Below are 19,588 nucleotides of genomic sequence, written 5' to 3'. Positions count from 1 at the left end.
TTGATGTTCTCTGCCCTGTTTATCAGCCGGCCTAAGCTGGCGCTTGTTATCTCACTTGTCCTGACAATCATGGGCGGCATCGGCTATTTGGTACTGCCCGTCGCCCAATTCCCTGACATCACCCCGCCTGTGGTAAGTGTAACAACCACCTATACCGGGGCGAACGCTGAAACCGTTGAAAACACGGTCGCCGCGCCGATTGAGGCGCAGGTCAACGGTGTGGACGACATGATTTACATGACGTCTACCTCGTCAGACAACGGTTCCTACTCTCTGAACATCACGTTCGAAGTAGGCACCGACCCTGATATCGCCTCGGTGAACGTGCAGAACCGTGTGGCGCAAGCCATGTCGTCCCTGCCCAGCGAAGTGACTGCTTCAGGCGTTGTGACGCAAAAGGCGTCGACCAACATGCTGTTGCTGGTCACACTGACATCGCCGAACGGTACCTATGACAGTGTATTCCTGTCGAACTATGCGTCCATCAACCTGAAGGATGCGCTGGCGCGTGTTCAGGGCGTTGGTAAAGCGGATGTTCTGACCAATCTGGAATACGCCATGCGGATCTGGATGGACCCGGACAAGATGGCGGCCCTATCGATCACACCTGGGGACGTCATCAACGCTATTCGGGAGCAGAATATCGAAGTGTCTGCAGGTTCCATTGGCGCTCCTCCGGTACCTGAAGGACAGACATTCCAGTACACGATCAAGACCAAAGGGCGTCTGACATCTGCGACCGAGTTTGGTGACATCGTGATCAGGACAGGTGACGCTGGCTCAATCGTACGTGTCCGAGACATCGCCAGAGTCGAGCTTGGTGCCGAGTATTATGCAGCCTCTGGATATTTCGAAAGTGTTCCTGCCACAGTCATCGGCATTTATCAGGCCCCCGGCGCCAATGCACTTGCAGTGTCCGACCGCGTTCAGGCCGAGTTGGAGCGTCTGTCTCGCGCCTTCCCAACTGACGTTGAGTACAAGGTCCCGTTCAATACCACGGACTTTGTCGAGCAATCGTTGAATGACGTTGTCACAACCCTGATCCTGACGTTCATTCTGGTGATTTCGGTCGTGTTTGTGTTTTTGGGCAGTTGGCGCGCGACCATCATTCCCGCGGTTGCGATCCCGGTATCACTGATCGGTACATTTGCATTCCTGCTGCTGTTTGGAATGTCGCTCAATACGATCTCATTGTTCGCTCTGGTTCTGGCCATCGGTATCGTGGTGGACGACGCCATTGTTGTGGTCGAAAACGTTGAACGCATCATTGCGGATGAAGGTCTGCCACCGGCCGAAGCAACTCGTAAGGCAATGGGCCAAATTACCGGGCCTGTGATCGCGACCACGCTGGTTTTGCTGGCTGTGTTCGTGCCTGTTACCTTCATGCCCGGCATTTCAGGACGGCTTTATTCGCAGTTCGCCGTCACGATTTCGACCGCGGTTGTGATCTCTTCGATTAACGCGCTGACCCTTTCACCCGCCTTGTGCGGACTGGTTCTACAGGCACGGTCCGGCCCTCCCAAAGGGCTGTTGGCTGTGTTCGAAGGCTTCATCGGGTCAATGCGTAGCGGTTATGTGGCCATCGTCCGAAAATTGCTGATCATACCCGTCGTCTCGCTGGGGATCATTGCGGCCTTCGCATTCGGCGGCGTGACCATCATGTCCAATACGTCCAGCGGCTTCCTCCCGCTTGAGGACAACGGTTATCTGTTCGTCGACATCCAGTTGCCGGATGCTGCCACACTGGAACGAACCGAGTTGGTTTCGGCACGGGTTGATGAGCAGATCCAACAGATTCCGGGCGTTTCGAGTACCGTTTTGATCAACGGTTTCTCATTGCTGAACGGGACCATCACCAATGGTGCGGCGATCTTTGTTAACCTTGAAAACTGGGATGATCGGCAGGAGGAAGATCTAAGTGCCGATGCCATCCTTGGTAAGGTTCTGGCAATTGCCAACGGAGAGTCCGCAGCTTCCATTGTCGCGTTCAACCCGCCCCCGATTCAGGGTCTCGGTATGTCTGCTGGCGTTGAAATGGAGGTTCAGCAAACCGGTGGTGGTACGCCTCAGGATCTTGCCTCAGCCGTTGGTTCCTTCGTTTATGCGGCGAACCAGCGTCCAGAGATCGGTCAGGCCTATACGACCTTCCGCGCAAACGTTCCGCAGCTGTTCGTTGATCTGGATCGTGAGAAAGCAAAGACGCTTCAGGTGTCCGTGGCTGAGATCTTTCAGACTATGCAGGCGCAACTGGGTTCCTATTACGTCAATGACTTCAACCTGTTTGGCCGCGTCTATCGCGTGATGATACAGGCGGAAGGCTCTTATCGCGACAATGTCGAGGATATCTCAAACCTCTATGTACGTTCGACAAAAGGCGAGATGGTTCCTCTTGGGACTTTGATCGATGTTGAGAATGTACTGGGTCCGGTTCTGCTGAAACGGCACAACCTGTTCCGTTCTGCGACGGTAACCGCCGTTCCAGCAGAAGGGTTGTCGACAGGCGACGCGATCAGCGTAATGACGGAAGAGTCTGCAACCGCCCTGCCCCCCGGATATGCCTTTGAGTGGACCGGGACCGCTCAGCAGCAGCTGGCATCGGGTGGTCTGGTTGTTGTGATCCTCGGGTTGGCGATCCTGTTCGGGTATCTGTTCCTTGTCGGCCAATACGAAAGCTGGACCATGCCGGTGTCGATCCTGCTATCGGTGATCGTGGCCCTGTTCGGGGCTGTTTCAGCGGTTGCGATCGTCGGAAGTGACATCAACCTCTATACGCAGATCGGTATGATCATGCTTGTGGGACTTGCGTCCAAGAACGGGATTCTGATCGTCGAGTTCGCGATGGAGCAACGCGCTCATGGCCTCTCCATCAAAGACGCCGCGGCCGAGGCTGCTCATCAGCGTTTCCGTGCGGTTATGATGACGGCTTTATCTTTCCTGCTGGGCGTTGTTCCGCTGCTGGCTGCCAGTGGCGCGGGTGCCGCCAGCCAAAAGGCCATCGGTGTGGCCGTATTCGGCGGCATGCTGGCTGCAACGTTGTTTGGTGTCATTCTTGTCCCCGTACTTTATGCAGTGATGCAGGGGATGCGCGAATGGCTGAAAGGCAGCAACAAGGGCTCTGGTCCTTCCGAAGAAGCCGCTTAAAGCGCAGGAGTAGAACGCCAAACGCCCCGCGAAATTCGCGGGGCGTTTTCTTTTGTCTGGCTCAGCTTACTGGGCAGCTGCAACGGCATTGATGTGATGCTCGCCCATCCATGCCTGAATTCTTGCTATCTTTTCTTGGCTCAACCGCAAACCCAGCTTGTTGCGCCGCCAGACGACATCGTCTGCTGTCCGCGCATATTCCTTGTCCATAAGCCATTCCAGCTCGCGAGCGGTAAGCGTCGCGCCAAAATCTTCACCCAAATCCCCGACAGTTTGCGCGTTACCCAAAACTGACCGCGCCTCAGTGCCATAAGCACGGATCAATCGGTTCGCCCAGAATTGGTCAAGAAAGCCGTAGTCAGTTAGAAGGTCATTCGTCAGCTGCGCGACACCATCAACGGGAAAGTCGCCGCCCGGCAGAGAAACGCCTGCCGTCCAAGGGCCGGGCAAGTTAGGGAAATGTTCGGCTATTTTCTCGAGCGCACTTTCAGCTAGGCGGCGATAGGTCGTGATCTTACCACCGAACACGTTTAGCACCGGCGCCCCGCCAGCAGAATCTACCTTCAGCGTATAATCGCGGGTGGCCGCTGTCGCGCTATGCGCCCCGTCGTCATACAGCGGGCGAACACCAGAATAGGTCCACACGATATCTTCGCGTGTAACAGGGCGCTCAAAGTACTTTGTTGCAAAGGCACACAAATAGTCCTGTTCTGCTTCGGTGCAAACCGGTGGTTCAGAGGGGTTTTCGTGATCCTGATCGGTCGTGCCAATAAGGGTGAAATCCTGCTCATACGGGATTGCAAAGATTATGCGGCCATCCTCACCCTGAAAGAAATAGCACTTGTCGTGATCGAACAGCTTATGGGTCACGATATGGCTGCCACGAACCAACCGAACACCCTCGCGCGAATTCACGCGAATTTTGGACTGGATGATATCGCCGACCCAAGGGCCACCCGCGTTGATCAGCATCCGGGCACGAACCAAGCGTGTATCGCCGCTGTCCTTATCAAGAATGGTCACATGCCAAAGATCATCGACGCGCTCAGCGGATTGTACTTCGGTACGCACGAGGATCTCTGCGCCGCGAGCTTCTGCATCCCGTGCATTCAGTATGACCAACCGTGAATCCTCGATCCAGCAATCGGAGTATTCATAAGCAGTTTCAAACTTGTTCTGCAGCGGAGCGCCTTCGGGTTCTTTCCGCAGATCAAGTGATTTGGTGCCTGGTAATATTTTTCTACCGCCAAGATGGTCGTAAAGAAACAGTCCCAAACGGATCAACCAAGCCGGGCGCCGACCATGCATCCAAGGCATAACGGTGCTCAACAGTCGCGAAGTCGGCGTATGCGAGTCAAACCGCATGTCATCGTGGTAGGGCAGAACGAACCGCATTGGCCAGCTGATATGGGGCATTGCGCGCAACAGAGTTTCCCGCTCAATCAATGCCTCACGAACAAGCCGAAACTCGAAATATTCGAGGTAACGAAGACCACCGTGAAACAACTTGGTTGATGCCGAAGACGTTGCTGACGCCAGATCGTTCATCTCGGCCAATGTGACCGACAATCCGCGACCAGCTGCATCGCGTGCGATCCCGCATCCGTTGATCCCACCGCCGATAATAAAAAGGTCGGTAATTCGGGTATCTGGCTGTTCCATGGAACTCGATTCTTCTGTTGAGAGAGGTCGAGAGCATTAACCTTACAGACCTTCGTATCGTCAACTTATATTTTCGCTTTTATTCGTTTTCATGAGTGCAAGCATCAGATCGAAAATACCTGAACGAGCTTTGAGATTAGCATCTGGATTGATCAAGGCCATCAAATCGCTCGCTGTAGTGACGAAACAAATCATTGAATTCTTCTGAGAAAAGAACAAAAACGAACAGGTGAATGTTTCACCGGAGCCCTACATGTCCCTTTCCTTTCGCCAGTCCGACATTCTGGAAATCGCCAAGCAACACGGACGCGTCGCGGTCGAAGAGCTGGCGGATATGTTTGGCGTAACTGTTCAGACCATCCGCCGTGATCTTTCAGAGCTTTCAGAGGCCGGCAAACTGGATCGGGTTCACGGAGGCGCGGTCCTGCGATCCGGTGTCTCGAATATTGGGTACGAAGATCGTCGCGAACTGAACGAAGATGCCAAATCGCGGATTGCAGCGAAATGTGCAGCCGATATCCCGGATGGCGCTTCGATCTTCATGAACATTGGCACGTCGACCGAAGCCGTCGCGAAGCAGTTGCTGAACCATAAAAACCTGATGGTCGTGACGAACAATATGAACGTCGCCAACATACTGGTCGCCAACCCTGATTGTCAGATCGTTGTAGCGGGCGGGGTGCTAAGAAGATCTGATGGAGGTTTGATGGGAAACCTAACCGTTTCCACAATCAAACAGTTCAAATTCGACTATGCCATTATTGGATGCTCAGCACTTGATGCTGAGGGTGATCTGCTGGATTTCGATTTTCAGGAGGTCCATGTCAGCCAAACCATCATTGCCCAGGCGCGGCAGACCTGCCTTGTGGCGGACAACTCCAAATTTCACCGCGCCGCGCCCGCGCGCATCGGATCGCTTTCTGAAGTCAGCGCATTCTACACCGATCTTCCGCTATCGACCGAACTGACAAGCCAATGCGGTGAGTGGAAGACGCGTCTGGTTCTTTGCGAATAGCTCCTTGAAACTTCTCATTTAGCGCGAGTACCCGAACGCCTTTCTTGCCAGATGGCGGCGCAACTGACAGTATCAAACCATATTGCAATCGTTGCACGGGAGGGAGGGACCGGGCCATGATAGCGCTTTTGTTTGCGTTACTTACAGCCGTTATGGGGCTGAACTACTTTGGAAGAACCGGAATAGCCAATACCATATTCTTTATCACGCTGGCGTTGAGTGTGTACTGGCTGAAGTACCACGCCACCAGCCAACTTACCATTCAGTTGTAAGCGAGGGACAAGACCATGACACCTGAACTGTCCCGCACACTGAACGCGCTTGGAACACTAGCCGTAAGCCTGGTCCTTGCGCTGGCTTACTTTTATCAGCTCAAGCTCTATGAACTGCCCTGCCCCCTGTGCTTGCTACAGCGGGTTGGTTTTGTTGCGGTGGGCGTCGGCCTCGGCCTCAATCTGCTTTATGGGGCCCGGGCTCGGCACTATGCACTTATGCTGTTGGGTGCACTGTTCGGAGTGAGCGTTGCCGTTCGCCAAATCCTTTTGCACATCGTCCCGGGAACCGGACACTATGGATCTCCCGTTTTGGGGCTGCACTATTACACTTGGGCTGCAATCTGCTTTTTTCTGATCCTGCTCGGCACCTCGATCATGCTGATGTTCGAGAAGCAATATGAAAACGGATCAACAGAACAGCGCTTTGGCGGTAGCACACTGGCAAAAGTCGCATTCTTTATCATGCTGGGTTTAGCTGCTTTGAATGCGGTCTCCACACTGATCGAATGTGGCCCAACAGTTTGCGCTGACCCGCCGACCAGCTACAAACTCATTGACGAACTGGGCAACAACAATTGAGGATGGTTTCAACCTTCCCACAAGGAGGCACGTAGATGGGACTATTGGGGCAGCCGCTGGGCTACTATGACTACCTGACTTTCGTGGCGCTGATCCTGCTTCTGGCAGCCGTCATGGCGCTGTTTCTATTCCTCATGGGATTGCCGGGGCGGATCGCTATCAAACGCAATCATCCTCATGCTGAGGCCGTCAAGATCATGGGATGGATGGGCTTTCTGGCCGTTGTTCCGTGGGTGCACGCCTTTATGTGGGCTTTCCATGATGGGGTCACTGTTGATCTGAGGCGTATGCCGGATGATGAGCGCGACGCAATTCGGGATGAAATCAAACGCTTAGGCGGCAAAGTAAGGCCTGAGTACCGGGATCGTCTCGACACCGACGACACAGAGCAGAGCTAAGGCCAGAGGAAACAAAACAACATGTTCATGGCCCTCGGCATCACGCTGTTCTACATAATTTTTGTCTGGTTCATTTTCTTCAAGGCACAATGGCTGAAATTCAACATCACCTGGGGTGTTGTTTCATTCTGGGTAGGTGCGCATTTGCTGTTGATCTTTCTGGTGGCACTGCGCTTCTTTCAGCCCTTCTCTGCCGACAGCCACGTAGTTCGCTCGACCATCCAGATCGTCCCGAGACTGACGCAGCCAACCCTTTTGACCGAAGTTCTGGTGGAGCCAAACACATGGGTCACCAAGGGAGAACCGCTGTATCGCTTTGACGATACCGTGTTCTCTTTGGCAGTAGACAATGCCAAAGCCCAGTTGGTAGCCGCCGAACAGAACGCCAAAATTCTGGAACAAGATGTGATTGCGGCGACTGAGTCTATCGAACGTGCCAATGCGCAACTCGCCTATGCCCTGACTCAAAAGGCAAGGTATGAAAATCTGGTCCCCGCTGGTGGTGCGCGACAGGATGAGCTTGATCGTTGGAATGAGCAGGTCGCCGAGGATCAGGCACAGGTAAAAGAGGCCGAAGCCAATCTGGAAAAAGCGAACCTCGCACTGGCTTCACAGATCGATGGTGTAAACACCGGGATCATTCAGGCACAGACTCAGCTGGAAGAAGCTGAATATTTCCTAGAAAATACAACGATATACGCCCCTGAGAACGGGATGATCGTATCGCAACAGGCCCGACCCGGTCTCGTTGTAGGCGAAATTCGTTTGGGTGCTATCGCCAGTTTCGTAACTGAAGACGAGCCCTATATTCTTGCCACCTTCCGTCAGCAAAACTTGAAATTCGTGGAACCCGGCCAACCGGTTGAAGTCGCACTGGACCTTTATCCCGGTGAGATTCTGAACGGCAAGGTCGAGGCGATCTGGTGGGCCACCAGACAGGGTCAATATCTGCCATCTGGCCGCCTGCCAGGCTTTGAACTCCCCAAGCTACCCGGACGCATTGCGGTACAGATTACGGTCGACGTGCCTGAGGGCCACACTTTCCCGGCAGGTGGCCACGCGGCGGTCGCGATCTACACCGGTCGCGGTCAAAGCTTTGAGTTTCTGCGCCGTATCAACATGCGGCTTTACTCATTCGCCAACTTCATCCGACCACTGGATATCTGAGGATGCGCACTATGAAATGGCCCAATTCCAAGAAGCATCTGTTTGGAAGGCTTATGGGAACGGCCCTATGTGCGTCGATCTTTGTTGCTTGTGCCCCTGTTGGTCCGAATTTTGTCCGCCCCAACTCACCTGTGGTAAAACAGTGGATCGAAGTAAACAGCCCAAGCGCTAGCCAGAGCAGCGGCCTGACATCTCGCAGCGCGCCCGTTGTGAAGTGGTGGGAGACATTCAACGATCCAACGCTAAACAAGCTGATTGCCGAGGCTTACGCTCAGAACCTGACACTGCAAGTGGCAGGCGCTCGCGTGCTTCAGGCCCGCGCTCAATTGGGCATCGCGTTTGGAGAGCTATACCCTCAATCCCAAGCGATCGGCGGATCACTGCAACGCCGCCAGATAAGTGACAACCTTGGACCGGTTTCGGACATCAGGCAGATCATCCCGCTGGACACAGAATTCTCGACCTCACAAGTCGGCTTTGACGCACAGTGGGAGCTTGATGTTTGGGGCGCACAGCGACGCGGTGTTCAGGCGGCCCGGTCCAATCTGGCCTTGCAGGTTGCCAACTATGACGATGCGCTCGTTACCCTTACCGGGGACGTCGCTGCGCTGTACATCAATATCCGCGCTTTGCAGGAGTCACTCGCGATCGCACGCGAGAACATAAAGTTGCAGCAGGAATCCGCAGATCTCACACAACTCCGCTTCAACAACGGTGTTACGACCGAATTGGACGTGCAGGAATCAACCGCCCTGCTGAACAACACCAAAGCCTTGGTGCCGACGATTGAAAGCGACCTGCAGCAAGCCAAGAACGCGCTTGCGGTGCTACTTGGCGCAACTCCGTCGCGCATGACGAACCTGCTGGGTAACTACGGCCGCATTCCAACCGCACGATCTAACGTCGCTGTCGGCGTTCCCGCTGAACTACTGCGCAGGAGACCGGACGTCAGAGCGGCTGAGTTGGCCGCAGCGACCCAATCCGCACAGGTTGGTATCGCGATGGCAGATCTCTATCCGCAATTCATATTGTCTGGCTCTGTTGGCCTTCAGGCTTCGGGTGGTCGCGACCTGTTCAGCTCGAACAGCAACACGGGTCTGGCAAGTGCCGGGGTGGTCTGGAACGTGCTGAACTACGGGCGCATACAGAACAACGTCCGGGCACAGGACGCCGCCTATCAGGCGTTGATCGCAAACTACCAGAACACGGTTCTAACCGCCTACTCCGAGGTGGAAAGCGCGATGGTCGCCTATGCTGAGGCGCGTAAGCAGGTGACGTTCTATCAACGCAGTGTCGATGCATCCCGCAAGGCGGCCGCCATCGCCGTCGACCAGTATCGTGACGGCATCGCCAGCTATTCCAGAATTCTGAATACGCAAACCGCCCTGCTGCGTTCTCAGGCCAATCTGATTGAGGCAAGGCAACAGGTTTCTGCCAACCTGGTTGCCGTTTACAAGGGACTGGGTGGCGGCTGGCAAATCCGGCAAAATCAGGAGTTTCTGCCTGAGACCGTGCTTGCCGAAATGGCTTACCGTACGGATTGGGGCGACCTGCTAGAGGAAACGCCAACACGCGCCAGCCTGAACTGAAGGCTTACTTCGTCAGCCCCCGCAGACCACCCGAGATCAGAATGTTCACCTCGTAAAGGATACGCGGTGCAGCCAGCCCCCCGGGGCTGGCTAGATAGTTCGGGCTCCACTCCGGTTCGAATTTCTGTTTGAATGAGCGCAATCCTTCAAAGTGATAGAATTGCTCGCCATGCTCATAGACGAACCCGCCAATCCGGTTCCAAAGTGAAGCCAACTGCCGATTTTCAATGCCCGAAAAAGGCGCTGCGCCAAGCGAGAACCAGTGGAAACCCTGCTCGGATCCCCAGACCATCATTTCCGCAAACAGAGCATCCATAACAAAGCTGGGGCTGTCGGGCTCATACCGCATGAGATCCAGCGACAATTCTGACTTGTTTCCACCCTGAAACAGATTGGCAAATGCAACGATCTTTCCCGTTTCGCCATTCTTCAAAATCGCATGATCAAAGTAAGACAGGTATTCCTCGTCAAAGCCGCCAAGGGCAAAGCCTTTTTCCTCACCAGATTTACCGGCAAGCCAGTCATCGGAAATCTGACGCAGTTCCGGAAGTATTGGGGCCAATTTCTCTTTCGGAACGATCTCGAATACATACCCCTCTCGCTCGGCACGGTTCTTGGCCTGCCGAAAACGCTTGCGCGGCTTTCCGTCCAGAGAGAAATCCTCAAGAGGAACGCGGGCAACCTCTCCGATCTTCAGGATCGAAAGCCCCAAATCCAGAAACGTGGGCAGATACTTGGTCGACACACTATAAAATGCGCAGAGCTTTCCTTCGCGATCCGCCATCTCGCGCAACTGCCAGATCAGTTGTTGACCAGCATGCTCTTCACCAACTGGTTCACCTTTACTGATCAGGGCGTTGCCCGTATCGGCGTAAGCGATGAATGCAGTTTCATCGGGGGAGATCAGGAATTGCTTGTCACCGGTCAGGGAAATCTGCGCCTCGGTGTCTTCGCTTTCCATCACAAGGCGTTCAACTACCTCGGGAATTTCAGTGCGCTTTACCTGAGGGATTTCGCGCCCGAATAACGAGTTCACGGCAACGACACCCAATATCACCGCAACAACGAGACTGGATCGCAGGAACCGTGACGCATCACCATTCCAGGCAAATTCCCACCACAAAGCGTTCTGGTACTCAACGTGTTTATAGGCAAACAAGCCGACCCAAAAGATCACAGCCAGCAACGCGATGACACTGACAAGCCAGGGTATGTTCAGACGAAAGATTGATGCTCCGCTAACCCTGTAGAACGCCCCCTTGAACAACGCGAGCAGCGCGATTGTACCCAACATGCTGAGCGCTTCGTGTGTGTCCAATCCCTTTGCAAGCGAAGCAAAAAAACCGGCCAGCATCAGGATCATGGCAACGATCCAAGCCCGGTACAGCTTGCGGAACAATCCTCGGGACACAAGGATCAACAACACGCCGACCGCACTGCCCACCAAATGCGAGGCTTCGACAAAGGACAGCGGCAGAAACTCTCGCAACGCACCCAGACTCTGCGAACTGGCTGGCAAGGCGCCGGATACAAGCAGGATCACACCAGCAACTGCAGCAATACCTGCTGCTACCATCGGTACAATTGGCCGGATCACCCGGTAGACCCATGTTGCAGCCCCACCGATCCTATGGCGTTGGGTCAATGCTGATGCGACTGCGATGGATACGCTTGCGATACCAAATGGCAGAAACGTGTAAACCACCCGATAGAGCAGCAACGCAGCAATCACATCCGACCGCCCTGATGCGCCCAATCCGGCAATCAACGTCGCCTCGAACACCCCCAGACCACCCGGTGCGTGGCTTAATATGCCGACCGCGATAGCCGCGATATAAATTGTAAAAAAGTACGGGTAGCCGACACCAAGATCATCGGGCATCAGCACATAAAGTGCCATGGATGCTCCGAACAGGTCACCAACGGCGGCGACAGTCAGCAAACCAGCCAGACGCCCTCCGGGAAGATTGAAACCAACCCCAGCGAAAGCAAGCCGGCGACCGCCGCTCGAAAGCCAGATAAAAAGCGAAACCAGACCGATAAGCATGGCGACACCGATCGAGGTTTCGGTGATCTCACTGATCGGCATCACCTTCGAGATACCGTCTGGATGGGTAGTCAACAGAATACCCAGTATCAGAACCAATCCCATCCAGAATGCGACCCATGAAGTGGCAATCACTCCGGCCACGCGACCCAGATCCAGCCCCAGAGATGCGTATATGCGATACCGAATGGCGGTTCCTGTTATGTATGAAAAGCCGAGGCAGTTCGAAACCGCATAGCCGCTAGCCCCCGCCATTCCGGCGACCGGCAGCGGCACCTTTCCTTCAGCGACGCTCTGAACCGCGAAAACATCGTAAAATGAAAGTGACAAAAAGCTGAAAGCTGTCCAGCAAAAGGCAAAGAACAACAGACGCCATGAGGTGCCTGCAATGTCGGCTTTGACATCCGCCCACTTCACATGCGCAGACAGATCATGCAGCACCGTCAGTGCGAGAAGCGTGATCAACAGTGGAATTGCCAGCCTGACCCAAGGTTTCTCCAGCAACTCGGTAATGCGTTCTACCCAACGCACCGCTCGCGATTCTTCGCCTGTCTCTTGTATGGACATATTGAGCTTCCCTGCCCTGCTGCCGCATTTGGACCAATGGATCTCGCAGCAGAAAATATGCCCTGAAATCAAATCGGCCGGTTACCGAACTTTGGCACAATTTCGTTGATCTTCAAAGCACTGCACGCCAGGAAGGACAGGAACTGAGAAGCAGAGGTCAATAACGGCCCTTGCGGGTCGACAGCAGCAGATTGGTTTCTGAACGCGTAATCCCTTCCATCCGGCGTATCTGGAACAGAACCTCATCCAGTTCAGCCAGCGTATCTGCCCAAATTTCCGCAATCAGGTCCCAGCTGCCATTGGTCGTGTGTACTGCCCGCACCTGCCGCATGGCTGCTATTCTGGCCATAATTCTTTCGGTTCCGCGCCCTTCGATCTCAAGCATCATGAGACCGCGCACCGGGCTTTCCGCAACATCGCGGCGGGTCAGCACTGTAAAGCCAACGATCTCGCCCGATTGCTTCAATCGTTGAAGCCTGCTGCGCACCGTGGTCCGCGTCACACCCAGCAGTTCGGCCAGTTCAGATAACGAGGCACGGGCATCCCGATGCAGAGCGCTGAGCAATCGACTATCCAAATCGTCCATATGTGCTTTCCAATTTGCATGAGAGGGTTTCATTTTGAACATTTTGCTATCTTCCTGCAACCCATGCTGAGCCGGTAAATGAACGTATGGATAAAAAGAACGTCATTCTGATCGGCGCTCCGATGGACGCCGGCAAACAGCGTCAGGGCTGCCGGATGGGTCCCGACGCCTATCGCGTCGCAGGTATCGAAGCAGCGTTGGCAACTTTGGGCCACACCGTCACAGATCTAGGCGATACACGACCTGATGTCGTCGATATGCCCGAGCATTCACATCTGTTTGCTCTGCCTGAGTGTGTGGGTTGGACGCAGGCCCTGAGCCGTGCCGCAGAGGAAGCAGCAACGCAAGGCCTCCCAATTTTCATGGGCGGGGATCATGCGCTATCGATGGGCACCGTTACTGGTATGGCCGCTCATGCCCAAAAGATCGATCGCCCTCTGTTCGTTTTGTGGCTGGATGCCCATAGTGACTTTCACACGCCGAACAGCACCGGCAGCGGAAACCTGCACGGAACGCCCGTCGCCTATTTCACGGGACAACCCGGCTTTGATGCGTTTCCCAAAGTTGCCGCGCACGTCCCTACGGACCGCGTCGGCATGATTGGCCTGCGTTCAGTGGACCCGGAAGAGCGCGCAGCACTGGAAAAAGACAGTGCAATGCTGGCTGACATGCGCACCATCGACGAACACGGGATCAAGGCCCCGCTGCTGGCATTCCTTGACAAGGTCCGCGCCGCCAACGGCATTTTGCATGTTTCGCTGGACGTGGACTTTCTGGATCCTGCCATCGCACCTGCCGTTGGCACGACGGTCCCCGGTGGCGCAACCGAGCGCGAAGCACATCTGGTCATGGAATTGCTGCACGAAAGTGGGCTGGTCTGCTCGCTGGATCTGGTCGAGTTGAACCCATTTCTGGATGAGCGCGGCCGTACCGCCAAGCTGATGGTCGATTTGGCTGCATCGTTGCTTGGCCGTCGCATCTTTGACCGCCCGACACGGAGTTTCTGATGCTATCACTTCAGGCACCCCCCGCTGTTGTGATGATCCGTCCACATGCGTTTACCTCGAATCCCGAAACGCATGGCGACAATGCCTTTCAAACACTGTCCAATCGCTCAGTCGAAGCGACCTCAATGGCTGCACGGGATGAACATGATCGCGCTGTTGAGCAATTGCGTTCGGCCGGCGTCACGGTTCACGTCTTTGATGACGAAGGTCAGGACAATACGCCGGACAGCGTGTTTCCGAATAACTGGTTTTCGACCCATCATGGCGGGCATGTAGCAATCTATCCGATGTTCGTCCCTTCACGCAGGCGCGAACGGCGGATGGATGTGATCGAGCTGCTCAAACAGGAGTACCGCGTTCAGGACGTGATTGACTATTCGGGTTTGGAACAAGATGACCTTGCACTGGAAGGCACTGGTGCGATGGTGCTCGACCATGTGGGACGCATTGCTTATACGGTCAAATCCAATCGCGCAGACCCGGTCCTGCTTGAACGCTTTTGCACGCATTTCAACTATGAACCGATCGCATTCGAAGCACGTGACGTTGATGGTCGTGACGTTTATCACACCAATGTTCTCATGGGCATTGGAACGCATTATGCCCTGATTTGTCTGGATATGATTGCAGACACCGAACGCCGCCAGACTGTTCGCAACCGGCTGGAGGAATCCGGGCGAACAGTGATCGATCTCAGCCACAAACAGATTGCGGAATTCGCGGGAAACGCAATCGAGCTCTCGGGACGCGATGGATTGGTCCTTGCGCTTTCCAGCCGCGCGCTTGCAGCGCTCAGACCCGAACAGATTCAAACAATCGAAGCGAGCGCGACGCCGCTGCCGCTCTCGGTTCCCACAATTGAAACAGCAGGTGGATCGGTGCGGTGTATGATCGCCGGCATCCACCTTTCGCGCCGATAGGAGTGCATGATGCAACCATCAGACAAGGCCCTTGTGCCCTTCGTTTCCGTCGACAACATGATGCAGCTTGTGCACCACATCGGTGTTGAGCGTGTGATCACCGAAATTGCGGCTCAGATCGAATCCGATTTCAAACGTTGGGAAAGCTTTGACAAAACGCCCCGCATTCCGGCGCATTCACCCCATGGCGTGATCGAGCTGATGCCCACCTCGGATGGCGAGGCCTACGGGTTCAAATACGTCAACGGCCACCCCAAGAACACCTCGGAAGGGCTGCAAACCGTCACAGCGTTTGGACTTCTGGCGGATGTCTACACCGGCTACCCTACGCTGCTGACCGAAATGACCATCCTGACTGCTTTGCGGACAGCGGCGACATCGGCACTTGTTGGCAGCTATCTCGCACCGAAGGGCGCAACTACGATGGCGATGATCGGCAATGGGGCTCAGTCAGAGTTCCAGTGCCTCGCATTCAAGGCAATGTGCGGAATCGATACGGTTCGACTGTATGACATCGACGCCAACGCCACGGCCAAATGCGCGGCCAACTTGCAAGGCAAAGGGCTCACGGTTGTCCCGTGTAAAACGGCTGAAGAGGCAATCGAAGGCGCCCAGATCATCACCACCTGCACCGCTGACAAGAAATATGCCACGATCCTGACGGACAACATGGTCGGACCCGGCGTCCACATCAATGCCATTGGTGGCGACTGCCCGGGCAAGACCGAACTGCACAGCGACATTCTGCTGCGATCCGAAATCTTTGTGGAATATCCTGAACAAACACGGATTGAAGGTGAAATTCAGGCACTTGATGACGATCACCCGGTGACTGAAATGTGGCAAGTAATGACGGGTCAGGCCAAAGGGCGAACCGATGATCGACAGATCACATTGTTCGACAGTGTAGGCTTCGCGATCGAAGATTTTTCGGCGCTGCGCTATATCAAAACTGCCATTGAAGGCACTGAATTCTTTGAGCCTTTGGATATGCTTGCAGACCCTGACGATCCACGTGACCTGTATGGAATGTTGATGCGGGCAAAATAAGAACCCGCACATTCAGGCAACTCGCCCCGGCCATTGGCCGGGGCTTTTTTCTACCCTGCAAGGGATGGCAAGTACAAAACGATACCCGGGAATGCGACCAGCAGCGCGATGGTAACTGCGTCAGCCACAAAGAACGGTGTGACACCCTTGAAGACATCCTGAACGCTCAGATCCGGACGTACACCTGCAACCACAAAACAGTTCAGGCCAATGGGTGGCGTGATCAGACAGAACTCTGCCATTTTCACCACCAAGATGCCGAACCAGATCGCACACATGGGGCCAGACATACCAAAGGTACTTTCGGCAGCACTCACTGCTTCACCACCGTTCAGAGCCATCACAGCCGGATACACCACAGGCAGCGTCAGCAGCAGCATTCCGATGGCATCCATGAACATACCCAGCACCGCATAAGCCAGCAGGATGCAAATCAGGATCAGCATCGGTGACATTTCGAGCGAGGTTATCCAATCCGAGAACGCTCCCGGCAGGTCTGCAAACCCCAGAAACCGAACATAGATCAGAACGCCCCAGATGATGGCAAAGATCATCGCCGTCAGCTTTGCAGTCTCTAGCAGCGCTGATTTGAACTCGGTCCAACGCATGCCATGAAACAGCGCAAAGCAGAACACGATAAAGGCTCCGATGGCTCCACCTTCCGTTGGTGTACCCCATGCGTCTTCACCGAACGGGTTATAGACAAAGCAGATGATGATCAGAACCACCGCAACGATCGGCAACGCACCTGGTAATGACGAGAAACGCTGTTTCCATGTGAACCCTCTGACTGGCGGACCCACGGATTTAAAGACCAGTGCGATGCCAACGATCAGCAACCCATAGATCAGCGCCGAGAAGGCGCCGGGAATAAACCCTGCGAGCAGCAGCATACCTACGTTCTGTTCTACAATGATCGCATAGATCACAAGGATCGCTGAAGGAGGAATCAGCGACGCCAACGTACCCCCGGCAGCCACCACCCCTGCCGCAAAGCGTTTGTTGTAACCGACGTCCAACATTTCAGGGATTGCGATACGGGCGAACACCGCCGACGTAGCAACAGATGCGCCAGAAACGGCTGCAAAACCTGCCGTCGCAAATACTGTCGAAACCGCAAGCCCCCCCGGGACCCAGGCAATCCAGCGCTTGGCCGCCTCGAACAAAGCCCGGGTCAGCCCTGCGTAATAAGCGAGGTATCCGATCAGGATGAATGTCGGGATCAGGCTGAGCGTATGTGAGGCAACCTTAGAATGCGGCACCTGCCCTGCTGTCTTTACGGCAACGGTCAGCGCTTTTCCGAAACGATCCGGATCATAGCCAAACTTGGCCCAGAAAATCCAGACAAGCCCGACGAGCCCAGCCAGCCCCGCAGCAAAGGCAACGCGCATTCCAGTAACGACAAGAACCAACAGGCCGCCTGTAACCCACAGGCCAATTTCGATCGTGTCCATGTGTTAGTCCTGCCCTTCAAACTGCTCGGCTTCGGCAGCTGCCTGCGCCGCCGCGTCTTGTATCAACGGCACCGCAACCGGAGTTTCCAACCCCAGCAGAAAAGCACGCCCATATCCCCAGACTTGCAGAACCAAGCGAACACACAGCACCGAAAATGCTACGGGTGCCAATAGTTTGGCAGGCCAGATCGGGATGCCGATATCGATCGAGCTGTCGCGGCTCCACATTGGGGCACCAAAATCAAAAGACCGGTCAAAATGCGCCCAACTGCCCCAGACCAGAGCCAGCATGAGAACAAGGATCAACACGACTGACAACAGTTCGAACAACCACAGCGCCCGACCATGCAGACGAGAGATTACGATATCCATGCGAATATGCCCGCCGTCACGCTGAACGTAAGATATGCCGAGAAATGCAATCAGCGGCATCATCTGCTCGATCCAGTCCACATAACCCGGCAAGGGCACATTGACTGCGTTGCGCCCGCTGACAGAAATCACGGCCAGCAGCATCAATCCAAACACCGCCAGCCCGCTGATAAGGGCAAGAAACTTCTCAATCCCAAGCAAATGACGATCAAGACGGCTGAGCAGACTGCCGTCTTCCAATACCGTGGCCTGTCCTGCCATCCGGTAATCCCCTGTTTCTGAAAGTGACCGGGCGCCTTCTGGCGCCCGGGTTTTGTCGATCAGTTACCGCTGCGTTGCTGCTGCAACGTCGTCTGTACCAGATCATAGAGATCCTGCGCAGGCAGGCCCTGAGCGGACATGTCGGCAATCCACTGTTCGCGGATTGGGTCTGCTGCCTTGGCGCGGAAATCGGCAATTACAGCGTCGTCGATCATGACTTTCTGAACGCCTTTTTCATCAAGCACACCGTCCCATTTCTCGAGCAACGAGCCATAGTTTGCCAGATAATGGTCGATGGCTTCGTCAATCGAGCTGTCCAGCGCTTCACGATGTTCCGGCGACAGCGCTTCGTATGCTTCGATATTCACAACCACCGGGCAGTTCACCGTTCCGGGGTTCAGGTTGGCGGTCCACCAATCTGCTTCGTTGATGGTTCCGAACGACAAATGTGCGTGCTGTGCAAACGCCACGGTGTCAACAACACCGGATTCCATTGCGTTGTAGGCTTCGGTTGCAGGTACGGATGTCGGCACACCCCCTACTGCTTCGAACGCCTGACCCAGTCCACCGGTTGCGCGGACACGCATACCATCGAACTCTGCCAGTTCATCCCTTGGATCACCGGTTCCGACCAGATTGTACTGCGGCATCGGCGAGGTCATGATGATGCGCGCGTTCCACTGCGCCATCTCATCCTTTACAGCCGGATGATCATATACTGCGTGGCTGACAGCCACTTCTTCGTCCAGCGTGTTTACACCCAGGAACGGAAGCTCAAGCACAGTAATGGCACGGTTCTTGTCGCGGTGATATCCAGCACAGAACTGAGCCATCTCAAACGCACCGATTTCAATGCCGTCCAGATTCTCTTTCGGCTTTGAGAGGCCGCCATAGCTGACGTTGATCGTGAAATCGCCGCCGGTCTTTTCACTCACCAGTTCTGCAAGCTTTTCAACATGTTCGGTGAATGCGCGGCGCTTACCCCAGACTGAGGCGTTCCATTCTGTTGCGACGGCTTCTGACGCGAACGCAACACCCAAAGCGGCAACAGCAGCGCCGCTCAACATCTTTTTCATAGTGATTTCTCCCATTGCTGCACCCCCTTGCCGGGGCGCTTAGGCCCAAAGCTAGCGCCAACATCGGTATGTGCCAACCCCCGGGTGACATTCCTGATCAAGGGTGAACGGAACCGTCATACGCTAACAACCAAAAGATGAGTCCAGAATGACTTTTACTGAATATCGAGAGGCCGATTGCAACCTTAGAAATCCGTTACAGCCAAGTCATTATTTTCATTGTATTTCCACAAATCATACGAAATTATATTTACAGATTTTCAAGGTTTGATGAAACTAATTTACAAACTAATCCTGAGATATCTGTAATTTATTTCATTGTTTTCAGCTCTCCGTATTATTGCCACCAGGGAGGATATGGGTCGACATTGCCGGTTCAGCAGGCAAAATCGGCCCAGTTCAATATAGTCCAGAGGGAGGAG

16 protein-coding genes are annotated in these 19,588 nt (G+C 54.7%); 10 read left to right on the top strand and 6 right to left on the bottom strand.

Going from position 1 to position 19,588, the window contains the following annotated elements; all coding sequences use genetic code 11:
* Window positions 1-3: 3 nt before the first annotated feature.
* Window positions 4-3,141, top strand: coding sequence for an efflux RND transporter permease subunit (locus tag ACR0CW_RS03690; RefSeq protein WP_480786852.1), 3,138 nt, complete (start codon window positions 4-6; stop codon window positions 3,139-3,141).
* Window positions 3,142-3,207: 66 nt separating this feature from the next.
* Here the strand turns inward: ACR0CW_RS03690 and glpD are convergent, their stop codons facing one another.
* On the bottom strand, window positions 3,208-4,803 hold the full coding sequence (glpD, locus tag ACR0CW_RS03685) for a glycerol-3-phosphate dehydrogenase (protein ID WP_480786851.1): 1,596 nt from the start codon (window positions 4,801-4,803) through the stop codon (window positions 3,208-3,210).
* Window positions 4,804-5,056: 253 nt separating this feature from the next.
* Between glpD and ACR0CW_RS03680 the strand changes: the two genes are divergently transcribed.
* The 6 genes from ACR0CW_RS03680 to ACR0CW_RS03655 all read left to right on the top strand — a co-directional run bounded on the left by ACR0CW_RS03680 (window position 5,057) and on the right by ACR0CW_RS03655 (window position 9,826).
* Window positions 5,057-5,818 carry a DeoR/GlpR family DNA-binding transcription regulator gene (locus ACR0CW_RS03680; RefSeq protein WP_480786850.1) on the top strand — a complete coding sequence of 254 codons (762 nt, stop codon included), beginning with the start codon at window positions 5,057-5,059 and terminating at the stop codon, window positions 5,816-5,818.
* Between the two features lie 116 nt (window positions 5,819-5,934).
* The gene (locus ACR0CW_RS03675) at window positions 5,935-6,090 is read left to right on the top strand and encodes a DUF5993 family protein (RefSeq protein ID WP_302478280.1); all 156 of its coding nucleotides are present in this window, start codon (window positions 5,935-5,937) and stop codon (window positions 6,088-6,090) included.
* A gap of 15 nt (window positions 6,091-6,105) precedes the next feature.
* A complete protein-coding gene (locus ACR0CW_RS03670) occupies window positions 6,106-6,672 on the top strand; it encodes a disulfide bond formation protein B (RefSeq protein WP_480786849.1) in 567 nt (188 codons plus the stop codon).
* 35 nt (window positions 6,673-6,707) lie between these two features.
* On the top strand, window positions 6,708-7,070 hold the full coding sequence (locus ACR0CW_RS03665) for a DUF3302 domain-containing protein (RefSeq protein ID WP_480786848.1): 363 nt from the start codon (window positions 6,708-6,710) through the stop codon (window positions 7,068-7,070).
* Between the two features lie 21 nt (window positions 7,071-7,091).
* A complete protein-coding gene (locus ACR0CW_RS03660; protein WP_170332928.1) occupies window positions 7,092-8,237 on the top strand; it encodes an HlyD family secretion protein in 1,146 nt (381 codons plus the stop codon).
* Window positions 8,238-8,248: 11 nt separating this feature from the next.
* A complete protein-coding gene (locus ACR0CW_RS03655) occupies window positions 8,249-9,826 on the top strand; it encodes an efflux transporter outer membrane subunit (protein ID WP_155138606.1) in 1,578 nt (525 codons plus the stop codon).
* Window positions 9,827-9,830: 4 nt separating this feature from the next.
* On the opposite strand, the gene mprF is transcribed toward ACR0CW_RS03655, so the two are convergent.
* Together mprF and ACR0CW_RS03645 are read right to left on the bottom strand one after the other, a co-directional pair.
* Window positions 9,831-12,440, bottom strand: coding sequence for a bifunctional lysylphosphatidylglycerol flippase/synthetase MprF (mprF, locus tag ACR0CW_RS03650; RefSeq protein WP_480786847.1), 2,610 nt, complete (start codon window positions 12,438-12,440; stop codon window positions 9,831-9,833).
* Between the two features lie 157 nt (window positions 12,441-12,597).
* Window positions 12,598-13,026, bottom strand: coding sequence for an Lrp/AsnC family transcriptional regulator (locus tag ACR0CW_RS03645; RefSeq protein ID WP_155138610.1), 429 nt, complete (start codon window positions 13,024-13,026; stop codon window positions 12,598-12,600).
* A gap of 86 nt (window positions 13,027-13,112) precedes the next feature.
* Here ACR0CW_RS03645 and rocF point away from each other — a divergent pair, with 86 nt between their 5' ends.
* The 3 genes from rocF to ACR0CW_RS03630 are packed head-to-tail and all read left to right on the top strand — an operon-like array spanning window position 13,113 to window position 16,003.
* Window positions 13,113-14,033: an arginase gene (rocF, locus tag ACR0CW_RS03640; RefSeq protein WP_480786846.1), complete on the top strand. Its 921-nt coding sequence runs from the start codon at window positions 13,113-13,115 to the stop codon at window positions 14,031-14,033.
* Window positions 14,033-14,953: a citrulline utilization hydrolase CtlX gene (gene ctlX / locus ACR0CW_RS03635; RefSeq protein WP_480786845.1), complete on the top strand. Its 921-nt coding sequence runs from the start codon at window positions 14,033-14,035 to the stop codon at window positions 14,951-14,953. Before rocF ends, ctlX begins: the two co-directional genes overlap by 1 nt.
* A gap of 6 nt (window positions 14,954-14,959) precedes the next feature.
* Window positions 14,960-16,003 (top strand): ornithine cyclodeaminase, encoded by a 1,044-nt coding sequence (locus tag ACR0CW_RS03630; RefSeq protein ID WP_170332922.1) that lies wholly within the window; start codon window positions 14,960-14,962, stop codon window positions 16,001-16,003.
* A 50-nt stretch (window positions 16,004-16,053) separates the two neighbouring features.
* On the opposite strand, the gene ACR0CW_RS03625 is transcribed toward ACR0CW_RS03630, so the two are convergent.
* The 3 genes from ACR0CW_RS03625 to dctP are packed head-to-tail and all read right to left on the bottom strand — an operon-like array spanning window position 16,054 to window position 19,166.
* Window positions 16,054-17,457, bottom strand: coding sequence for a TRAP transporter large permease (locus tag ACR0CW_RS03625; RefSeq protein ID WP_480786844.1), 1,404 nt, complete (start codon window positions 17,455-17,457; stop codon window positions 16,054-16,056).
* Between the two features lie 3 nt (window positions 17,458-17,460).
* Window positions 17,461-18,090 carry a TRAP transporter small permease gene (locus ACR0CW_RS03620; RefSeq protein WP_480786843.1) on the bottom strand — a complete coding sequence of 210 codons (630 nt, stop codon included), beginning with the start codon at window positions 18,088-18,090 and terminating at the stop codon, window positions 17,461-17,463.
* A gap of 59 nt (window positions 18,091-18,149) precedes the next feature.
* Window positions 18,150-19,166 (bottom strand): TRAP transporter substrate-binding protein DctP, encoded by a 1,017-nt coding sequence (dctP, locus tag ACR0CW_RS03615; protein ID WP_155138622.1) that lies wholly within the window; start codon window positions 19,164-19,166, stop codon window positions 18,150-18,152.
* Between the last annotated feature and the right edge of the window lie 422 nt (window positions 19,167-19,588).

It is taken from the genome of Ruegeria sp. CH6, assembly GCF_056537005.1.
The sequence above is the reverse complement of the archived record's forward strand: the minus strand, read 5'-3'. Positions and strand labels throughout refer to the sequence as shown.